Raw genomic sequence first — 18,363 nt, 5'->3', positions numbered from 1 at the left:
GTGCGACCTCGGACCCTATCGAACGGTTCTGCGGAGGGGGACACCGGTGGTGCGGCTCAGCCGATGACGATCTCCTCCTCGAAGCGGGCCCCCAGTGCCCGCAGCCGCTTCTCGCACTCCTCCCGCGTCGGCGCCGTCAGGACCGCCGCCGCCAGGAAGTCCGAGGACAGCGCGGCTTCGGCGAGTACCTCTCCCGGCTCCGCGAAGACCCCGTAGAACTCCACCCACGGCTCCTCGGGCGTCACCGGGATGCCGCGCACCGTTCCCGGCCGCTTCATCATCAGGACCTGCCCGGCCATCCGGACCGGCTCCAGCCGCCCGCCCGGCGCCAGGCGCTCCAGGGCCGGCAGCCGCAGTCCCGTGTGCGCGCGCGACGCCAGCTCCACCGGGTGCACCCCGAAGACGGCGGTCAGCACCTCCCGGATGCGCGCGCCCGCCGGCCGGGCCGCGACCTCGCAGACCACCAGCCGGTCGTCGGGCGTGTGGAACACCTCCGCGTGGAAGGCGAAGTCGGCCGGGCCGCCCAGCGCCGCGAGCGCCGCCTCCGCCAGCTCCAGCAGCCGTGGCGTCAGCGGGTCCGCCGGGTCCAGGGTGAGGTCCACCCGGGCGCCGCTGTCGGCCTGGAAGGACGACAGCTCGTACTGGTACTGCGAGGGCCACGCCATCACCGTGCGGCCGCCCGCCACCACCCCGTCCACGTGGCACATCCGGCCCGGGACGTACGCCTCCAGCAACAGGTCCTCACGCGGCCCGGCGCCCGGCACGAACGCCTCGGCCAGCTGCCGCTCCAGCTCCTCCCCGGTCCCCACGATCCGCAGGCCCACGGATCCGAAGCCGTCGCGCGCCTTGAACACCAGCGGCAGGCCGTGCTCGGCCGCGAACGCCCGTGCCTCGTCCGCCGTCCCCGGCAGGGCGTGCGGGGCGACGGCGATGCCCGCCTGCGCCAGCTTGCGCTTCATCAGGACCTTGTCCCGGAAGGCCAGCACCCCGGCGGGCAGCTGGCCCGGCAGGCCGAACTTCTCCCGCAGCGCGGCGGCACGGATCAGGTCCGCCTCGTGGTGCGCGATGACGTGCGTCACCCCGTACTCCTGGACCAGGTCGGCGGCGAGCCGGTCGACGAGGTCCTCGTCGTCGAACGTGTCGATGAGCTCTAGGTGGCGGTAGCCACCGGGCCCGTCCGGAACCTGCTCGCGGCCCGCCACGATCTTGTCCCGGGCGGCGATCATCACCACGCCGCCGTCGAGCTCCGCCAGCCACCGGTCGTAGGGGAAGGGCTCCAGCGGGAACCGGTGCAGTACGAGCGCGCTCACGCGGCCACCCCCATACCGTGCGCCGCAGGTACGTGCGCCGGGGCCACGTCGATGCGTATCTCCTCGGTCAGCCGCTCGCAGAGGGCTATCGCGGCGTCGGTGTCGGCCGCCGTCACCGCTGCGAAGCCCAGCCGGTCCCAGTTGTCCCGCAGCGGCCGGACCTCGTCGCCGGGGCGTACGGAGACCTCCACGGCCAGCACGTCCGGGCGCGTCGCGACCTCCTCCACGCCGGAAACGGCCGTGACCGTTCCGGGGTCGCGGAGCACGAAGCGCGTGCAGGCGCCGGCGCGGGCGATCGGGGGTTCCGGCAGCTCCTCCACCAGGCCCAGCGGCCAGGCGACCCCGTACCGCAGGAGGTCGATCCCGTACGCGGCCTCGACCAGCTCGTTGATGTGGCCGCCGCCGACCCGGTTGTGGGACTCGATGACGACGGGCCCGCGCGAGGTCAGGCGCAACTCGGTGTGGCTCGGTCCGTCGGTCACGCCCATGGTGTCGAGGAAGTCCGCGACCGCGGTGGTGACCTGCTCGTACGCCTGCGGTACCAGCCGGGCGGGCAGGGCGTGGCCCAGCTCCGCGAAGTGCGTGTCGTCGACGAGCTTCTCGGTCACCGCGACCACCACGTGGCGGCCGCCGAAGCTGAACCCCTCCACGCTGAACTCGGGGCCGTCGAGGTAGGACTCCATCAGGAACTCGCGCACCGTGAACAGGGTCGAGCCGCGGTCGGTGCGCCGGCCGCGCAGCTCCTCGATCCGCTCCCACGCCGCTTCGAGGTCCGCGGCGCCGCCGACCCGGATCAGGCCGAAACCGGCGGTCGCGTCCGTCGGCTTGACGATGAACGGGAAGCCCGCCTTCAGGGCGAAGGCCTCCAGCGATGCGCGGTCGGTGACGCGGCCCCAGTGGATCGACAACTTGCCCCGCTCATGCAGGTGCTGCCGCATCAGGTACTTGTTGCGCATCCTCCGGCTCACCTCGGGCCGGGTGCCGGGGAAGCCGAAGTGTTCGTTCAGCCGGGCCGCCATGTCGAGACCGCCCTCGGTGAGGGAGACGATCGTGTCGAACCCCCAGACCTCGCGGGCGGCCTCGGCCAGCGGCCGTACGGTGTCCCATGCGGTGTAGTCGACCATCAGCAGCACGTCGGCCAGCCCGGTCTGGAAGGCGTTGATCTTGTCCGGGTGCTGGAGCAGCACCACGCGGACGCCCAGGGCCTTCGCGCGTTCGATGTGCTGGTCGGTCCCGCCGACCAGGAGCAACGTCCGCTCGGTGACCGGTGTGGCCGGTGGGGTGGCTGCGGCCGCGGTTCTCGCACTCATGACAGGGCTTCCTTCTTGCTGGGGATGCTGGGGGTGCCGGAGGTGCTGGAGGTGCTGGGGGTGATCGTGGTACGCAGCGCCGCGAAGGCCGCGTCGATCCGCTGGGCGGCCTCGTCGGGGCTCGGCGCGTCGACGACGGCATAGCCGTGCCGGGTACCGGAGTCGGTGGTGCGCGGCAGGACGTCACCCGGCCCGTACGGGAAGTGCAGGGCGTGTACGTGCTTCTCGGCGCCCAGCTCCGCCAGGCCCTCGACGGACTCCAGGCGTCCGGCGGGCAGCCGGAAGAAGCCGACGGAGGCGTACCGCCGCGGGGCGGGCGTCCTGACGTCCTCGCCGGCCAGGGCCCGGAAGACCGCCGCTTCCATGTCGAGACCGGTGGCCACCTCCACGAGCAACGGGATCCGGTCGCCGCCGAGCCGGGCCTGCGACTCCACGATGCGCGGGCCCGCCGGAGTGAGGATCACCTCGGTGTGCGCCGGCCCGAACGTGTAGCCGGCCAGGTCGAGCAGGGCGGTGACGGTCGAGCGGATGGCCTGCGCGTCGACGGCGGGGAGCGGGGCCGGGTGGACGTGCCCGGTCTCGACGAACCCGGGCGGGCCGCTGGTCTGCTTCGCCGTGATCCCGACGATCTCGTGCCTGCCGCCGACGGTCAGGGTCTCGACGCTGAACTCCGGGCCTTCCAGGAAGTCTTCGACAATGTACGGGCCTTCGATGCCGGCCGACTTGACCCGCTCGGTCCACTCCGCGAGGTCCGCGGCGGTGCGGACGAGCGCGATCCCGCGGCTGCCCGCCGAATTGGCGGGCTTGACCACGGCCGGCAGGCCGAAGTCCGCCAGCAGCGGCTCCACTTCGCCGAGGGCGGCGGCCTCCCGGGCGCGGACCACGGAGACGCCGTTGCGGTTGAGGAGGCGGCGCATCGCGTTCTTGTCGTTGAGCAGCCTGACGGACTCCGCTCTGTTGGGTGACAGGCCGAGCGCCTCGGCTTCGGCGACCACCGGGGCCATGCTGGACTCGCTGCCCAGGTGCAGGACGTGCTGGATGCCGTTCTCCACGGCCATCCGGGCCACCAGCGTGCGCAGCGCGGCCTCGTCCTCGAAGTCGACCAGGGCCAGTGCCTCGGAGTGGGCCGCGACCTTGTCGAGGTAGGCCGCCGGGCGCAGCGCCGGATCCCAGATGGACCAGACGCGGAATCCGGCTTCGACGGCCTTGCGGACGAGCTGTTCGTACGGCATCACCATCAGGAGGCGGCCGGCGGTGGGGGAGTGGTTCATGACGTTGCTCCGTTCGGGGCCGACGCGACGGCCTGCCGGGCCGGCTCCGTGCCGGCGGCCTGCTCCGCCGCGGCCCGGCGCGCGTCGCGCAGCGGCAGCAGGGAGCGGTAGACGAGGATGGCGCCGAGGCCGAAGGCCGCGTACAGCAGGCTCATGCCGACCGGCGAGAGGAAGGCTCCGACGGTCACGCACAGCGAGCCGATGAGCAGGCCGATGCGGGCGTTGAGACCGTAGGCGGCCAGGTACTTGGTGCGGGCGGCCGGATCCACCAGGTCGGCGAGCAGCGCCTGCTTGACCGGCACGTTCGCGATCTCCCCGACCGTCAGCAGCACCGCGGCGGCGATCAGGACCCAGCCGCTGTTGCTGACGGCGAGGACCATGTAGCCGGCGGTGAAGACCGTCAGGCCCGCGTAGAGCCGGACGCGGTCGGGCAGCCGGCGGAACATGCTGCCCGCGAAGAGCGCGAACACGACGATCAGCGCGGTGTTGACGGCCCGCAGGATGCCGAGCATCGCGACGCCGTCCACCGCCGGGAACCAGCGGTCCAGTCCGGCCAGTGCCTGCTCGGGGAAGTCGGCCGCCAGCCGGACGGCGATGTAGTAGCCGATCTGCACCTCGATGGCCCGGCTGAACGTCGCCGCGGCCAGGAGCCGCAGGAACACCCGGTCCCGGGAGACCGCGAGGTAACCGCGGAGCATGGCCGGGACGCCGGCCGCCTGCTCCTTGGCGGATTCCGGGGCGCTTTCGGCGATCCACCACCACGTGACCAGGGCGGTCGCCGCGGACAGCGCGGCCGCGGCGGTCAGCAGCAGGGTGAAGTGCTCACCGTAGAAGAAACCGCCGATCAGGGCGCCTGCGGTGAACGCCAGGTTGATCGACCAGTAGTTGACGGTGTAGACGAAGTTCCTGTTCTCAGGGGTGGAGACGTCGATCATCATGGCCTCGGCGGCCGGGGTGGCCGCGCTCGCGAGACAGGTGTTGAGCAGGAAGAGGACGAAGGTCACCGATCCCGACTGCCACCAGGGCGAGTTGGCGAGGGCCAGCAGCCCGAACGTGAGGGCCGCCCCGACCTCGCCCGCCACCATCAGCGGCTTGCGGCCGTAGACGTCGGCCAGGTGCCCGCCGAGGAAGTTGCTGGCGATGCCCGCGGCCGCCACGACCAGCGTGAGGACGCCGGCCGCGGCCGCGCCGTACAGGGCGGCCAGGTGGATGACCATCAGCGGCATCAGCATGATGCCGAGCAGCCGTTGGACGAATCCGACGCCCAGCCTCAGCTTGATGTTCGGATGCAATGCGCGGAAGTTCATGCTCCGGCTCCCTCTCGGACGGCGCGACGGCGGTGGGCTCGGCTCGGTGGGCTCAGGGCTTGGCGGTCAGCGCGGCGGGCTGCCCGGCGGGCCGGGTGACGGGCTGTTCAACGGTGCGGGCGGCCGGCGCGTCGTCCTCGTTCAGCATGCTGAGGTAGCGCTCGCCCGTGTCGGGGAGGACGGTGACGATCGTGGCGCCGATGTAGTCCGGGTGCCCGGCCAGTTGGGCGCAGGCGTGGGCGACGGCGCCGGAGGAGACCCCCGCCAGGATGCCCTGGCGGCGGGCGAGGTCGCGGGCGGCGAGCATGGCGTCCTCGTCGGAGACCGTCACCACGCTGTCGATCAGATCGACGTCGGTGGTGGGCGCGACGAAGCCGCCGTTGAGACCGGGGATGCGGTGCAGCCCGCCGACGCCCTGCGACAGCACAGGGGAGTTCTCCGGTTCGACCGCGACGACGCGTACCTCCGGGTTCTGCTCCTTCAAGTACTTCGCGATGCCGCTGAGGGTGCCGCCGGTGCCCACGCCGCAGACCAGGACGTCGATCCGCCCGGCGGTGTCGGTCCAGATCTCCGGGCCGGTCGTCTCGTAGTGGGCGCGCACGTTGTCGGGGTTCTCGTGCTGGCACGGGAACCAGGAGCCCGGCGTCGCGGCGTGCAGTTCCCCGGCCTTGGCGATCGCACCGGGGTATCCGAGGTCGCGCGGGGTCTGTACCACCTCCGCACCCAGCGCCTTGAGCAGGGACACCCGCTCGGCGGTGGCGCTGTCGGGCAGCACGATCACGCAGCGGTAGCCGCGGGCGGCGCACAGAGCGGCCAGCGAGATGCCCGTGTTGCCGGACGTCGCCTCGATGACCGTGCCGCTGCCGGGCACGAGGTCGCCCCGGAGTTCCGCGGCGCGCAGCATGTACAGGGCGGCGCGGTCCTTGCTGCTGGACATCGGGTTGGCCGACTCCAGCTTCGCCAGCACCTCGGTGCCGGGGGCGGTGTCGTCGAAGCGCAGGCGGATCAGGGGGGTCGCGCCGACCAAGTCCTCGATGCTGTCGGCGATGTCGCGCTTCTGGCGGCTTTCCACGTCTGGTTCCTCACAAGTCGTTCGGTGGGGCGGTGTGTCGGTCGGTCGTACGGTGCGGCGCACGCCGGTGGAAGTCCTCGCGGGGGGAGTCCGCCGGGGGTCCGGGGCCGCGGGACGGGAGGGGCAGGACTACCAGGAGCCGGCCGAGGCGGTGACGGCGTACAGGTCCTCCATGGGCTGCGGAGCCCGGCCGACGGCCTTGATCACGGCGGTGGCGGCGAGTACCCGGGCGCCGGGCGGCACGTCCTTGTTGACGAGGGCCTGGGCGCCGATGACGGCGTGCTCCCCGATGGTGACGGGGCCCAGGACGGTCGCGTTGGTGCCGAGCACGACGTCGTGGCCGACCACCGGATGGCGGCGTTCGCCCACGGCCCGGTTGTTGTCGCTCCACCAGCCCACCGCTCCCAGCGTGACCTGGTGGTAGATGGTGACGTCGTCGCCGACCACCGCGGTCTCGCCGATCACCACGGCCGCGCCGTGGTCGATGAACACGCGCCGGCCGAGCACCGCGCCGGGGTGGATCTCCACGGCGGTGCCACGGCGGGCGTACCAGGCGATGGCCCGCGCGATGAACCGCAGTCCGCGCAGGTGCAGCCGGTGCGCGACGCGGTGTGCCCACAGGGCGGGCAGCGCCGCGTGCAGCAGGGCTTCGCGGCGGTTTCGCATGGACGGGTCGCGGGCCAGCACCACGTCCAGGTCTTCCTTCATGATCCGCAGCAGGCCGGGCCGGTCGTCCGCCATCAGACGAGCACCTCGGCGCTCTCACCGAGGTGGCTGAGTTCGGCGACGAGGGCGCGGGTCAGGCTCTCCAGCCGGGCCACGATCTCCGGATCCGTGTAGCGGCCGTCAGCGCCGGCCGGGACGCTCACGCCACCGACGGCGACCGGCTCGTGTTCGACGACCAGTGCGCCGCAGCGGCCGAGTACGCCGACCAGGCCGGGCTGGGCGTCGAGCGCGCCGCGCGCCCCGGGGGACGCGCTGGCCACGGCCGTCACCTTGCCGGTCAGCGGGCTCCGGCCGCCCGGCCGGGACAGCCAGTCCAGGGCGTTCTTGAGCGCGCCGGGCATCTCGCCGTTGTAGGAGGGGGTGCTGATGAACAACGCGTCCGCGCCGGCGACCAGTTCCTTGGCCGCGCGCACGGCGGCCGATCCGTCGGCGAGCTCCAGGCCGGCCTCGTAGAACGGCAGGCCGGCGACGGGGAGCAGCACGCTTTCGTGGTCGCCGGGCAGCTCGGCCAGGATGTGGCGCACGGTCGCCAGTACTGCGTTGTTCAGCGAGTCCCGGCGTGTGCTGCCGGATATCAGAACGATCTTCGCCACATCGAACCCCTCTCCTCGGCCCGGAACTCCCGCCTGTGGTTCCCGGACCCCTCTTGTCGCGGCCTCGGCGGTGAGGCCGACGCGCGGACGGGGGAGTTCCGTCGGCCGGGGGGCACCGCAAGTGCCGTCCGGCCGGGGAGGTGGCTCCGGCCCGCGTCGTCTTCGCCACGGTCCCAGCCCAGGCTGTTGCCGGCCTCGACCGGGACTCGCGCCGCGACGGAGGACCTCAGGAGTCCGCCTGTACTCCTGGTCCTGCGGGTCTCCTGCGGGCCCGCGTCAGTCGAGGACGTCCGGGACCGGTTCGGCGCCGCCGCGCCGGAGGGCGGTCCTGGAACCGGCGGCCGGGCCCAGGGCCCAGTCGGAGAGCGCCATCGAGTCCGCGTACCGCTCCTCGTCGTTCAGCAGGACGCCGATGACCGTCTTGCCGCCCCGGGTCACGGAGAAGACGAGGCACTTGCCCGCCGCCGTGCCGGTGCCGGTCTTGACGCCGATCGCACCCGGGTAGCCGTACCCGGTCGGACGCGGCCGCACCAGCAGGTTGGTGCTGGACCACGTCGCGTCGGCCGAGGTACCGCCGGTGCTGATCGAGGTGGTCTTCACCAGGGTCCGGAAAGTGGTGCCGGTCATCGCGTACTTGGTGAGCTTCGCGAGGTCGCGCGGGGTGGTGAGGTTGTTGCCGGTCGGCGAGATGCCGTCGAAGGAGTCGTACCCGGTCCGGGTCAGGCCCAGCGCCCTGGCCTTGGCGTTCATCTGCGCGATGAAGTCCGCCGTGCGGGCCGCCGTGGTCGTGCCCTTTCCGAAGGTGTCGGCGAGCGCGTACGCCGCGTCGCAGCCCGAGGGCAGCATCATCGCGTACAGCAGCTGACGGACCGTCGGCGTGGCGCCCGCCTTGAGGTGGGCCGAGCTCGCGCCCTCGCGGACCACGTAGTCCAGGTACACCTGCTTGACGGTGACGTGCCGTTCGAGGTCGACGCCGGGCTGGGTGGTCACCACCAGAGCCGTCATTATCTTCGTGGTGCTGGCCATCTGACGCCTGGTGTCGGCGGCCTTGGAGGTGAGGGTCGCCCCGGTGGCGGCGTCCATCAAGAACGCGCCGGCCGCGGTGAGGGGCGGCGCGGAGGCGGCCCGGGCCGGCGCCGGGACCGTGAGCAGGGCGCCGGCCGCGACGGCGACGGCGAGCGCGCCACGGGTGCGGCGCATCAGGGTCGAGATCAAGTCAATCCCCCCGGGTCGGCTGGTCGATCCGCTCGAACGCGGGCCGAGTGCCCGCGCCCGGGCGGGAGCCTAGCGCCGGCCTCACGGTGTGCCCAGAGGTCCGGCGGCGCGTGCGCGGGGGACATGGATGCGGCGTGCCGCGGGGCGGATTCCCGCGGCACGCCGTACCAGGAGGTGGTCGCGTCACCCTCGGCGAGGGACGTGACGGACGGTGGACCGGTCAGCCGTGGTGGCGGCTTCCCTGACGGCCGCCCCAGGACTCCGTGTCGATGACGCGGCCGCGGTCGTCCCGCAGGGTCGCGGTGTCGCGCGCGTCCCAGATCTGCTGGCGGCGGTTCTGGTAGACGTCGCTGCGGGTGTTGTGGCCCTGGCCGGTGTGGACCTTCACGCTGTGGCCGCTCGCCAGCCGGAGGCCGCCGAAGCGGTAGCGGTTGCCCTGCCTGTCGGTGAGGGTGTAGCCGCGCAGGTCGACGCCGTGGCGGCCGGTGTTCTTCACCTCGACCCATTCGCGGTTGAGCGCGTGGTTGGAAACGCTGCGGCTGTGGGTCTCGTGCTGGACGGAGCCGATGACGACCGAGGAGTGCGTGGCGCGGTGGTGGTCGCCGGAGGCGGAGGCCGGCAGGGCGGCGGCGCCGACCAGGGCGCCGGCGGCGAGGAACGCCGCGACGGCACGACGGGGGGTGAGAGAAGCAGACAAGGAAATGGCCCCTTCCAACGTTGGCCCGCCCCGGGGTTCGAACTGGCCGGGCGGGCTCCGAGCGGTTCTCGGCAAATGGCCGAGGAGCCACACTTTGGCCCACTTCCGCCGCCCGGCACGGCGGACTCGCCCGGTGTTGCCTAATACAGACATGTCGGTAACTGTCCCTTTACCAAAGAGATGCCACCGAAAGTCAGGCAATAGACGGTTATGTCGGTTTGTCTTATTGTGCGGGCACGTGACGGCTCAGGAGATCCCGTACCACTGGCTGCCCCAGCCGGTGTTGATGGTGCTCGTGGACTGCTCGGCGAGGTTCACGGTGGCGGGCAGCGAGCTCTGACCGGTCAGGACCGTGCTGTACCGGAGCTTCGGCGGCGCCAGACCGGCGTTGACCGAGATGCCGGCCCCCGTGGACTTCAAGGTGAGGGCGTTGGTGGCCCAGTTGCCGTTGAGCAGGAGGGCGATGAAGTACGTCCCGGGGGCGGCGGTGAACGGCTTGCCCAGCGGCAGCGGCTTGGCCACCGCATCGCCCATCAGCTGCGCTGACACGTCCGAGGTGGCCGCGCGCAGGGTGCCGGCGCCGTCGTACACGCCGAGGTAGCAGTTCGAGAGCTGGGCGTTCGGGTCGACACCGGCCAGGCCCAGCCAGATGTCCGACCAGGTGATCTGCTCGCGCAGGACGATCCGTACGAGGGTGACCCGCCCGCCGACCCCGGCGGCGGACTGGGCGGTGACGTGCCCCGCATCGTTGGGATCGCCGGTCCAGGCCAGCAGGTTCTGATCCTGTGGGCGGGGGCCCTGGTACCCCTCGGACGCGGGGCCGCCGCCCTGCGCGGGGCCGGGAGCCGCAGGGGTGGCGGCGCCCCCGTGTCCCCGCTCGCCCGGTGCGGTGCAGCCGGTCAGGAGGAGCAGGGCGGCGAGGACCCCGAGGAGGCCCTTCGCGGAAGTGGCGGTGATGGTCCGGGTGCGCATGGTCCCCCCCATGAGGCGCAGGTGTGCCGACGGGCCATGATCACACGCCGGGGGCGGGCGCCGGATGACGGCCCCGCACACGCGGGGACCGGCCGCCGCGCGCCCGCGACGACCGGTCGTCCGCCGGCCCTGAGGAGGAGACACCCCGCCCGGGCGGGGTCAGCCGGCCTGCGCCCCCTGCGGCGCCCCGGTGGCGATGCCGATGCGCAGCTCGCCCAGCGCGGCGTCCAGCGAGCGCGTCACCGCGGCCGCGTCGGGGCCGGTGGCGATGACGTGCCCGATCCGGTCGTAGGCGTTCTCGACGGGCCGTACCAAGGCACCCGCCGCGGCGGTGACCGCGACCGACGTGACCCCGTCGACGGCGCGCGCGGCGTCGACGCCGTCGACACCGCGCAGCGTCCCCGCACCCTCGGGAAGCAGGAACCTGATGCCGGCGGACGCGGAGTGCGAGGCGGTCAGGTCCAGCGGCATCCCGGTGGCGGCCCGCAGCTGCTGCTCCAGCAGGTCGGTCCCGGTGGCCTGACGGACCGCCTCCGGGATCATGCCGCCCGCCAGACGCGGGTTGACCTCGATCACGGCGGCACCGCGTTCGGTGAGCTTGACCTCCGTGTGGGTCGGGCCGAGTTCCCAGCCGATGGCCTTGAGGGCCCCGCTGACCGTCTCGGCGATGGCGCCCGCGACCGGCCCCGTGAGGGGAGCGGGGAACAGGTGCCCGGTCTCGACGAAGTGCGGGCCGGCCGTGACCTGCTTGGCGGTGATGCCGACACAGGTGGCGACGCCGTCGTGGGAGAACATCTCGACGCTGTACTCGGGCCCGTCGAGGTACTCCTCCAGGAGCACCGTCCGCGCGGTCGGCAGCCCCCTCGCGTTGGTCGTCACCGCCAGGACGCGCTCGGCGTGCGCTGCCACCGCCTCGACGGTGGAGCACAGCAGCACGCCGTTCGAGCCGGAGTCGTCGGCGGGCTTCACCACGCACGGCAGGCCCACGGCGCCCACCGCACCGGCCACGTCCGCCAGGTCCGTCAGGATCGCGAACCGCGGCTGGGTGACCCCCGCGTCCCGCAGGACACCGCGCATCGTCGCCTTGTTGCGGCAGGCGGCCACTGCCTCCGCCGTGTTCCCGGCCAGGCCCAGCCAGTCGGTCAGCCCGGCCACCGCGGGCACGTAGAAGTCACTCGTCGTCGTGATACCGGCCAGCTCCTCGCGGGGGTACCGACCGCTGATGACGGCCCGCAGCTCGGCCGGCGAACCGGTGTCGCAGACGACGACCTCGGCGCCCGTCTCCGCCAGGCCCGCGTAGCGCTCCGGCCCGCCCGTCAGCAGCACCGGGGTCAGCCCCAGCTCCCGCGCCCGGGACAGGGCGATCATGCCGGTGCCCGTGGTGTTGGACTCGACGAACAGCACCCGCTTGGGCAGCTCCCGGGGCCGGCGCACCTCGGCGCGCGACCACTGGCTCACGTGGGTCCCGTAGGCGACCTCGGCCGGCTCGGACGCCAGCGGCAGGTCGGCCACCTTGTGCTGCGCCCAGTACTCGTCGCTGTACACGGTCTCCGTGTAACGGTCGCCGCGGTCCGGGAAGATGCCGACGATCCGGCTGCCCGGCTTCGCCCGGGCGGCCACGTCGGCCAGCACCCGGTAGACCGACCCCGAGGTGTTGCCCGCGAAGATCTGCTGCTCCCCGGCCAGGGCGCGGGCGGCCGCGAACGCCTCGTGGTCGTTGAGCCAGTGCACCTCGTCGATGATCCCGCGGTCGAGGTTGTGCGGCGACAGGCTGTTGCCGAGACCGCTCTGGAGCCGCTTGGGCATGTCCGGCTGCTCGAACAGGGCACTGCCCACGCAGTCCACGCCGACCGACCGCAGCCCCGGCAGGCGCCGGCGCAGCGCGCGGGTGCTGCCGCACAGGGAGCCGCCGCTGCCCACCGCCCCCACCAGTACGTCCACGGTGCCCAGGTCGCGCAGCAGTTCGTCGGCGAGGACCCGGTAGGCGCGCGGGTTGTCCGGGTTGGTGTACTGCCGCGGCCAGAAGGCGCCGGGCATGTCCCGCATCAGCTCGTCCAGGCGCTCCAGACGGGCGCCCTGCCAGCCCTGGTCGTTCATCTTGGGGACCACGTGGACCTGGGCGCCGAGCGAGCGCAGCTTCGCCATGGTCATGGGGTCGATACGGGGATCGGTGACGATGTGCACCGGGTGGCCGAGCGAGCGGCCCACCAGAGCCACCCCGAGGGCCATCGTGCCGGAGGAACTCTCCACGATGGGAGCACCCGGCAGCAGCGCCCCGATACGGCGCGCCTCCTCGATGACGCTCTTGGCCACCCGGTCCTTCATGCCGAAGGGATTGGCGAGTTCCAGCTTCGCGTACACCTCGGTCCCGTCCGGCACATCGAGGTCGAGCCGGACGAGCGGGGTGTGCCCGACCATGTCGTAGACGGTTTGAAAGAGCATGTCTCTTCCTCAGACGCTGGTAGGGGCCGCCACGGGGGCGGAGGCGGCGAGCGGGCGGAGTCCTCCGTAGGACCAGTCGTCGCCATGGCCAAGGGAGCGGTGGAGCATCGTGGTGCCGGGCAGCGAGGCACACGCGGCGAGCGCGATCTCGGCCTTGAGCGACGTCTCGGGATCGTCGTGGGGCAGCAGGATGCCGAGCATCGTGCCGCTGTGGGCGCAGGCGATGCCGAGCCCGTCGATGTCGCGGCAGATGCGCTGGAGGGTGGGCAGGGACGGACGGGGCATGTGGCGGGCGTTCAGCTCGGCGCTGCGGGTGGCGACGCGGCCCAGCGCGCGCAGGTCCGAGGCGCGGATGGCGTCGCGCGCCTGGTCGAGCAGGCCGGCGTACTCGCGCTGCTCCGGCGCGCTGGGCGCCGTGGCCGCGTGGTTGTGGCTGATGGTGTCCACCTGTCCGCCTTCGTCGTAGGCGATGACGGTCATCGACGGTACGGTCCCCAGGCGTTCGCGGAGGCGGACCTCGCGGTGGCTGAACGCCACGATCTCGTCGTACATGACACCGTCCGACGGTTCGATGCCCCGCAGCAGCGCCTCGATGTCCGCCGGGGTGAAGCGGACGCCCAGGGCGTCGGCCACCGCGCGCGCCGTGGCCACGAGGTCCGCCGACGAGCTGGCCATGCCCTTGCCCTCGGGCAGTTCGCTGCCGATGCGCAGCTGGCCGCCGCCGCTGTGGCCCGCGGCGCGAAGGGCCCGCTGCGCGAGCTTCGCCGCCTTGCGTTTGTGGCGGGGCGCCACGTGGATGGACGTCGAGTCGGGTTCGTGCGCGAAGGTCGCCGTGGACCAGGCAGCCACCGGTGACGTCACCATGAAATGCCCGCCGGTGCCGGGCAGTACGCCCTGGAGGAGCTCCCCGAACGTTCCGAAGGCCCTGCCGACGCCGGCGCTGCGCGTGCGCGGCAGTCCGTCCGGTTCGGCCAGCCCGTCGAGTTCAGGCGTGTACGGCTGCACTGTCATGCTCTTCTCCTCCGTGTCCGCTACGGGTGGACCGGGCGCGGGCCGCCCATTCCTCCCCCAGCCGTTCGAATTCCTTGTCCTGCGCTCGCAGTACGGCCGCGACCGCCTCCGGCCGGGCGGAGCCCTCGGAGCGCGGTGCGTTCAGGGCGTGCCGTACGTCGAAGGTTCCGGCCAGCACCGATTCCGGGGCCGTCAGCTCGAAGCCGAGTTCCGCGGCGGTCCGCTTGAGCAGGCCCGCATCGGTCTGCGCGGGCGCGAGGCCGGCCTCCATGGCGGCGACGATGTACCGGCCCGAGATCACCTGGGCCCGCCGCCACGGCACTCCTTCGCGCAGCGTGAGGGCGTTGGCCAGGGCGAAGCCGCCGAGGAACTCCCGCTCGCACGCCTCGTTCATGCGCTTCGTGTCGAACCGCACGTGTTCCAGGACCGCCGTGGACAGCCGCAGCACGCTCTCGAAGGTCTCGAAGGCGAAGGAGAGCTGCGATCCCGCTTCCTTCGACACCTCGACCGAGTTGGAGAACGGCGTGTTGCGCTGCCCGAGGACCGCGTCCATGTGGGCCGAGGACAGGTGCGCGGACTTGCCGCGGATCCGTTCGAGCACCGGGAAGTTCTTCTTCTGCGGCATCGCCGAGGAGATCCCGGAGAGCTCGTCCGGCAGGTCGAGATAGCCGTAGGCGCTGCTGCCCCACGCCATCAGGTCGGTGGTGAAACGGCTCAGGGCCACCCCGAACACGCTGAACTCGGCCGTGATCTCCAGGACCCAGCCGCGGTAGGCGACCGAGGTCAGGGCGACGGGCTGCACCCTTCGGAACCCCAGCAGGGCGGCCAGCCGCCCGCGGTCCCAGGCCAGTTCCTGGCCCGACATGGCGCCGGCGCCCAGGGGACAGGCGTCGATGCCGTCGTAGGTGGCGAGCAGTCGCCGCGCCGTGTGCAGCACCTGCTCGGACAGCGCCGCGAGGTAGAACCCGGGCGAGATGATCTGGGCGGCCTGCAAGTGGGTGTAGCCGGGCATGGGGTCGTCGGCGTACCGAGCGGCCAGCCGCCCCGCCGCCCGCCCGAAGGCCAGCAGCGCCTCGGCGGCCGAGACCAGCCGCACCCGGCCCGACATCAACTGGGCGCAGGCCTGGAGGTCGTTGCGGCTGCGGTCCACGTGCCAGGCCGCGACCGGCTCGGCGAGCCGTGTCTCGACGTGGCGTTCCAGCGAGAAGGCGATGTCCGACATGTTCGCCTCGCGTCCCGCCAGCAGTTCCTCACGGGTCACCGAGTCCAGCAGCCCGTTCAGTTCCGCGGCCTGGCCGGCCGTGACCAGTCCCATGCGCAGGTATTCGGCGACCAGCGCCTTCTCGATCGCGATGTAGTGGGGCAGGAGATGCTCGGCCTCGTAACGGAACTGCGGGTCGAGGACTTCTTCCCGCAGCAGTTCGCTCGGTCCTTTGCCGATGCGTCCGCTCAGCGGCAGCGCGTTGCTCCCACCGGTGTCGTGGTCAGGGTGCACCTGGAATCCGTTTTCTCTCTTGGGGGACGGGGATCGGCAAAGGGCGCCGTTCTTCCGGGAGGGGCGCCGGCCGTCAGGACCGGCGCATCGCTACTGGGTGGCCAGCGCGGGGGCGGGAGCGGGGGCGGGCGGGGCCTGCACCTTCTCGGGGCCCCAGATGCGCGGCGAGTTGCTGATCACGGCGGTCGTCACCAGGCCGACCAGCAGGACGCCGCCGACGAGCGACCACGAGGCGACCGGGCCGAGCGCCTGCACCAGGGGCAGGAAGATCAGCGGTGCGAGCACCACACCGAGGTTGAAGTGGGCCGTGTAGAAGCCCATGTTGCGGACCTTGAGCCGGTCCGGGGTGATGGCGCTGATGTGGTCCGGCATCACCGGGTAGACGATCATCTCGCCGACCGTCCACACCGCGGTGGCCACGAGCAGCAGCCAGGTCTGGTGGGCACCGAAGCCCATGAGGACGAAGCCGACGGTGGCGCACGCGTAACCGATCAACAGGCTGATCCGGCGGCTGAGTTCGAGCATCGCGTGATTGAGGGCCATCTCGCAGGTGAGCACCATGAAGGCGTTCACCGCGAAGATCGCACTGGCCCAGCCGGCCGACTGGCCCAGCGTGTGGATCACGTACACGCTGGCCACGGTGGACGGCAGCGCGTAGGCGAGGTGGATGGGGGTCGTCGCCGCGAGGAAGCTCCAAAAGCGCAGCCCGGGCCGGCCCTGCACGCCGCCGTCCCCCGAGCCGGCCCCCTCGCCCTGCTCCCCGTCGGACGCCGGGCCCACCGCGATCCGCGCCCGCGCCAGGATGAACGCCGAGACGACGTACCCGATCGCGGTGCCCCAGGGCAGCAGCCCCGGGCTGACGTTGAACAGGACCCCGGCGATCACGGGCCCGATGCCCATGCCCAGGTTGATGGCGAGGCGCACCGCCGAGAAGGCGAACCGCCGCTGCGCCTGCGGCATGACCCGGGCCACGAGCGTGTAGGCGATCGGGTTGACCAGCTCGTAGCAGAAGCCCCAGAGCGCGGTGAGGCCCGCGAGCATCCACAGCTGCGTGGTGAACGAGATGACCACCACGATCCCCGCCACACCGGCGAGCCCCATGACCGCGAGCCGCTGTTCGCGCACCCGGGCCGCCAGCGCGCCGCTGGCCACACCCGCGATCAGCGCGCCCAGACCGAACATGCCGACGATCAGGCCGATCACGTCGACCGTCAGGCCCTGCCGCTCGCTGGCCAGGTAGACCCCGTAGAACGGGTAGAGCACGACCGCACTGCGCGACAGGGCCACCGTGGCGAGCAGCGCGGCGATCGGCCGCAGGCCGGCGATGTTCGTGCGCAGTCCGGCCTTCTGCCGGGGGGCGTTCGTCTGCTGCGACATCACACCGCTCCGCAGGCGACCCGGGAGCGGACGGGCCGGACCTCGTAGATCGACTCGCGGACGGACTCGATGAACCGGTAGTCGGCCTCGACCGTGGCCGCGTCGGGAGCGGTCAGGAACACCCGCAGCGGGCTGGTGAGCAGGTCGAGGGTCGGCACGATGACGTCGCCGGGCTTGCGCTTGAGCATGAGGTCCACCACCGACGGCCGGCGGCGGATCTCCTCGACCAGCGCGTGGTTGACGGCCAGCACCTCGCCGGACAGTTCCGTCGGCGCGTTGTAGACGACCGCGGGCTGCTGCCTGCGGTAGACGCCGTCGCCGTATTCGGCGAGGAACCGCTCGGGGTGGGCGTAGGCCAGCGCGGTCAGGTCGGCACTGTTCGTGCCGATGCACCGCTGGTGGAATTCGGGGTGCAGGTGGCCGTTGACCCGGGCGCCGACCTCCACGAGGGCGGGGCCGTCCGGGGTGATGATCACCTCGGTGTGCGCCGGGCCGTTGTGGATGCGCAGCGCGTCCAGCATCGAGCGGGTGTAGTCGATCAGGGCGACGGCCGCCGGGTCGGTGGGCGAGACCAGGATGTCGCGGTTGTAGATCGGCTTGCCGTTCGCCAGCACGCGCTTCTCGTACTGCCACACACCGCAGACGTGGGCGTGCCCGTCGACGCTCACGGTGTCGATGATGTACTCGGTCCCCTCCAGGAAACTCTGAACGAGCACCTGCGTGTTCGCGCCGTTGAACACCGTGGTGCTGCCGAGGATGGACGGGAAGGCGGCGCGCAGCGCGTCGGCGTCGCGGCAGATGAAGACACCGTCCGTGGAGGCGGACGACAGCGGTTTGGCGACGCACGGCCAGCGCCCGGCGACCTGTGCCCACGCGACGGCCTGCTCCACGTCCTCGGTGACCAGCTGGGCGGCGGTGCGCAGCCCGGCGGCGGCCACGGCCCCGATCATCTTGTACTTGTTGCGGCGGGCCTCGGAGAGCTCGGTCCCGTTGGTGCGCAGGCCCAGTGCTTCGCTCAGCTGGTCAGCGAGCCGCACACCCGGCTCCTGGCCGGGGAGGACGAACAGAGGCTGGATCTCCTTGAGGGTGCGCTCGGTGCTCCCGTCCTCGTACACGAGCGCGCCGAGGTAACTCGACCTGTCCCAGGCCTGCATGCGGGCTATCGGCTCGGGGGAGCTCTGCAGGTGGATGACTTCGATCCCCTGGCGGTTGAAGGCGGCCGGCAGGTGGTTGCCGGTGCCGTACGCGTCGACCAGCACGCCGACCGCGCGCCCCTCGGCCTTGCGCACCACGTCCTCGGAGGAGTCCCACAGCTCAGATCGGGCGCCTTCGGACAACTCGCTCATCTGGTCCTCACAATCCCTGTTCGGTCGGCGACACCAGCGACCACGTCAGAAAAAACCAACCGTGTGGTTTTGTCAACGCCTCTCAAGCGCGCTTCGACGGCTCTTCCGGAATGGGGTTCTGTTGGCCAACTGCGGTAAAAACTCAGGGAAATTGGCGAGGCGTGAACGGCAATTTCAACCGCTCAAGAGCAGCCTTGACAAAACAGCTCAGTTGGTTTG

Annotated in this window: 15 protein-coding genes; all 15 read right to left on the bottom strand. The window is 72.0% G+C overall.

The features are described from left to right. Positions 1-56: 56 nt before the first annotated feature. A complete protein-coding gene (locus IE207_RS10835) occupies positions 57-1,310 on the bottom strand; it encodes an ATP-binding protein (RefSeq protein ID WP_190183864.1) in 1,254 nt (417 codons plus the stop codon). Beyond that, positions 1,307-2,620, bottom strand: coding sequence for an ATP-grasp domain-containing protein (locus IE207_RS10830; RefSeq protein WP_190183863.1), 1,314 nt, complete (start codon positions 2,618-2,620; stop codon positions 1,307-1,309). The genes IE207_RS10835 and IE207_RS10830 overlap by 4 nt, the downstream gene beginning before the upstream one ends. Continuing rightward, on the bottom strand, positions 2,617-3,891 hold the full coding sequence (locus tag IE207_RS10825; protein ID WP_190183862.1) for an ATP-grasp domain-containing protein: 1,275 nt from the start codon (positions 3,889-3,891) through the stop codon (positions 2,617-2,619). Before IE207_RS10825 ends, IE207_RS10830 begins: the two co-directional genes overlap by 4 nt. Further along, positions 3,888-5,198, bottom strand: coding sequence for an MFS transporter (locus IE207_RS10820; RefSeq protein ID WP_190183861.1), 1,311 nt, complete (start codon positions 5,196-5,198; stop codon positions 3,888-3,890). The genes IE207_RS10825 and IE207_RS10820 overlap by 4 nt, the downstream gene beginning before the upstream one ends. 52 nt (positions 5,199-5,250) lie before the next feature. Continuing rightward, positions 5,251-6,270 (bottom strand): PLP-dependent cysteine synthase family protein, encoded by a 1,020-nt coding sequence (locus IE207_RS10815; protein WP_190183860.1) that lies wholly within the window; start codon positions 6,268-6,270, stop codon positions 5,251-5,253. Between the two features lie 129 nt (positions 6,271-6,399). Then, the gene (gene epsC, locus IE207_RS10810; RefSeq protein ID WP_190183859.1) at positions 6,400-7,011 is read right to left on the bottom strand and encodes a serine O-acetyltransferase EpsC; all 612 of its coding nucleotides are present in this window, start codon (positions 7,009-7,011) and stop codon (positions 6,400-6,402) included. After that, entirely contained in the window at positions 7,011-7,589 is a 579-nt protein-coding gene (locus IE207_RS10805; RefSeq protein WP_190183858.1) for an NADPH-dependent FMN reductase, read from the bottom strand. Before IE207_RS10805 ends, epsC begins: the two co-directional genes overlap by 1 nt. Before the next feature lie 276 nt (positions 7,590-7,865). After that, complete coding sequence (locus IE207_RS10800) at positions 7,866-8,789, bottom strand: D-alanyl-D-alanine carboxypeptidase family protein (protein ID WP_190184214.1); 924 nt, start codon at positions 8,787-8,789, stop codon at positions 7,866-7,868. A 235-nt stretch (positions 8,790-9,024) separates the two neighbouring features. Next, positions 9,025-9,501 carry a lamin tail domain-containing protein gene (locus IE207_RS10795; protein WP_308433579.1) on the bottom strand — a complete coding sequence of 159 codons (477 nt, stop codon included), beginning with the start codon at positions 9,499-9,501 and terminating at the stop codon, positions 9,025-9,027. 246 nt (positions 9,502-9,747) lie between these two features. Next, positions 9,748-10,473 carry a hypothetical protein gene (locus IE207_RS10790; protein WP_190183856.1) on the bottom strand — a complete coding sequence of 242 codons (726 nt, stop codon included), beginning with the start codon at positions 10,471-10,473 and terminating at the stop codon, positions 9,748-9,750. 159 nt (positions 10,474-10,632) lie between these two features. Then, positions 10,633-12,915 carry a pyridoxal-phosphate dependent enzyme gene (locus IE207_RS10785; protein WP_190183855.1) on the bottom strand — a complete coding sequence of 761 codons (2,283 nt, stop codon included), beginning with the start codon at positions 12,913-12,915 and terminating at the stop codon, positions 10,633-10,635. 9 nt (positions 12,916-12,924) lie between these two features. Next, on the bottom strand, positions 12,925-13,926 hold the full coding sequence (locus IE207_RS10780; RefSeq protein WP_190183854.1) for a GHMP family kinase ATP-binding protein: 1,002 nt from the start codon (positions 13,924-13,926) through the stop codon (positions 12,925-12,927). Beyond that, positions 13,901-15,421, bottom strand: coding sequence for an argininosuccinate lyase (locus IE207_RS10775; protein ID WP_229873631.1), 1,521 nt, complete (start codon positions 15,419-15,421; stop codon positions 13,901-13,903). Before IE207_RS10775 ends, IE207_RS10780 begins: the two co-directional genes overlap by 26 nt. Before the next feature lie 90 nt (positions 15,422-15,511). After that, positions 15,512-16,798 (bottom strand): MFS transporter, encoded by a 1,287-nt coding sequence (locus IE207_RS10770; RefSeq protein WP_190183853.1) that lies wholly within the window; start codon positions 16,796-16,798, stop codon positions 15,512-15,514. Continuing rightward, positions 16,798-18,144: an ATP-grasp domain-containing protein gene (locus IE207_RS10765; protein ID WP_190183852.1), complete on the bottom strand. Its 1,347-nt coding sequence runs from the start codon at positions 18,142-18,144 to the stop codon at positions 16,798-16,800. The genes IE207_RS10770 and IE207_RS10765 overlap by 1 nt, the downstream gene beginning before the upstream one ends. Positions 18,145-18,363: the final 219 nt, after the last annotated feature.

Source organism: Streptomyces cirratus (assembly GCF_014650775.1).
GTDB classification, from domain to species: Bacteria; Actinomycetota; Actinomycetes; order Streptomycetales; family Streptomycetaceae; genus Streptomyces; species Streptomyces cirratus.
The sequence above is the reverse complement of the archived record's forward strand: the minus strand, read 5'-3'. Positions and strand labels throughout refer to the sequence as shown.

What these genes read in the sequence shown, in the direction of transcription:
- IE207_RS10770 (WP_190183853.1), bottom strand. Translation starts at nt 16,798, where the DNA reads ATGTCGCAGCAGACGAACGCCCCCCGGCAGAAGGCCGGACTGCGCACG.
- IE207_RS10765 (WP_190183852.1), bottom strand. Translation starts at nt 18,144, where the DNA reads ATGAGCGAGTTGTCCGAAGGCGCCCGATCTGAGCTGTGGGACTCCTCC.
- IE207_RS10780 (WP_190183854.1), bottom strand. Translation starts at nt 13,926, where the DNA reads ATGACAGTGCAGCCGTACACGCCTGAACTCGACGGGCTGGCCGAACCG.
- epsC (WP_190183859.1), bottom strand. Translation starts at nt 7,011, where the DNA reads ATGGCGGACGACCGGCCCGGCCTGCTGCGGATCATGAAGGAAGACCTG.
- IE207_RS10790 (WP_190183856.1), bottom strand. Translation starts at nt 10,473, where the DNA reads ATGCGCACCCGGACCATCACCGCCACTTCCGCGAAGGGCCTCCTCGGG.
- IE207_RS10820 (WP_190183861.1), bottom strand. Translation starts at nt 5,198, where the DNA reads ATGAACTTCCGCGCATTGCATCCGAACATCAAGCTGAGGCTGGGCGTC.
- IE207_RS10830 (WP_190183863.1), bottom strand. Translation starts at nt 2,620, where the DNA reads ATGAGTGCGAGAACCGCGGCCGCAGCCACCCCACCGGCCACACCGGTC.
- IE207_RS10800 (WP_190184214.1), bottom strand. Translation starts at nt 8,789, where the DNA reads ATGCGCCGCACCCGTGGCGCGCTCGCCGTCGCCGTCGCGGCCGGCGCC.
- IE207_RS10785 (WP_190183855.1), bottom strand. Translation starts at nt 12,915, where the DNA reads ATGCTCTTTCAAACCGTCTACGACATGGTCGGGCACACCCCGCTCGTC.
- IE207_RS10825 (WP_190183862.1), bottom strand. Translation starts at nt 3,891, where the DNA reads ATGAACCACTCCCCCACCGCCGGCCGCCTCCTGATGGTGATGCCGTAC.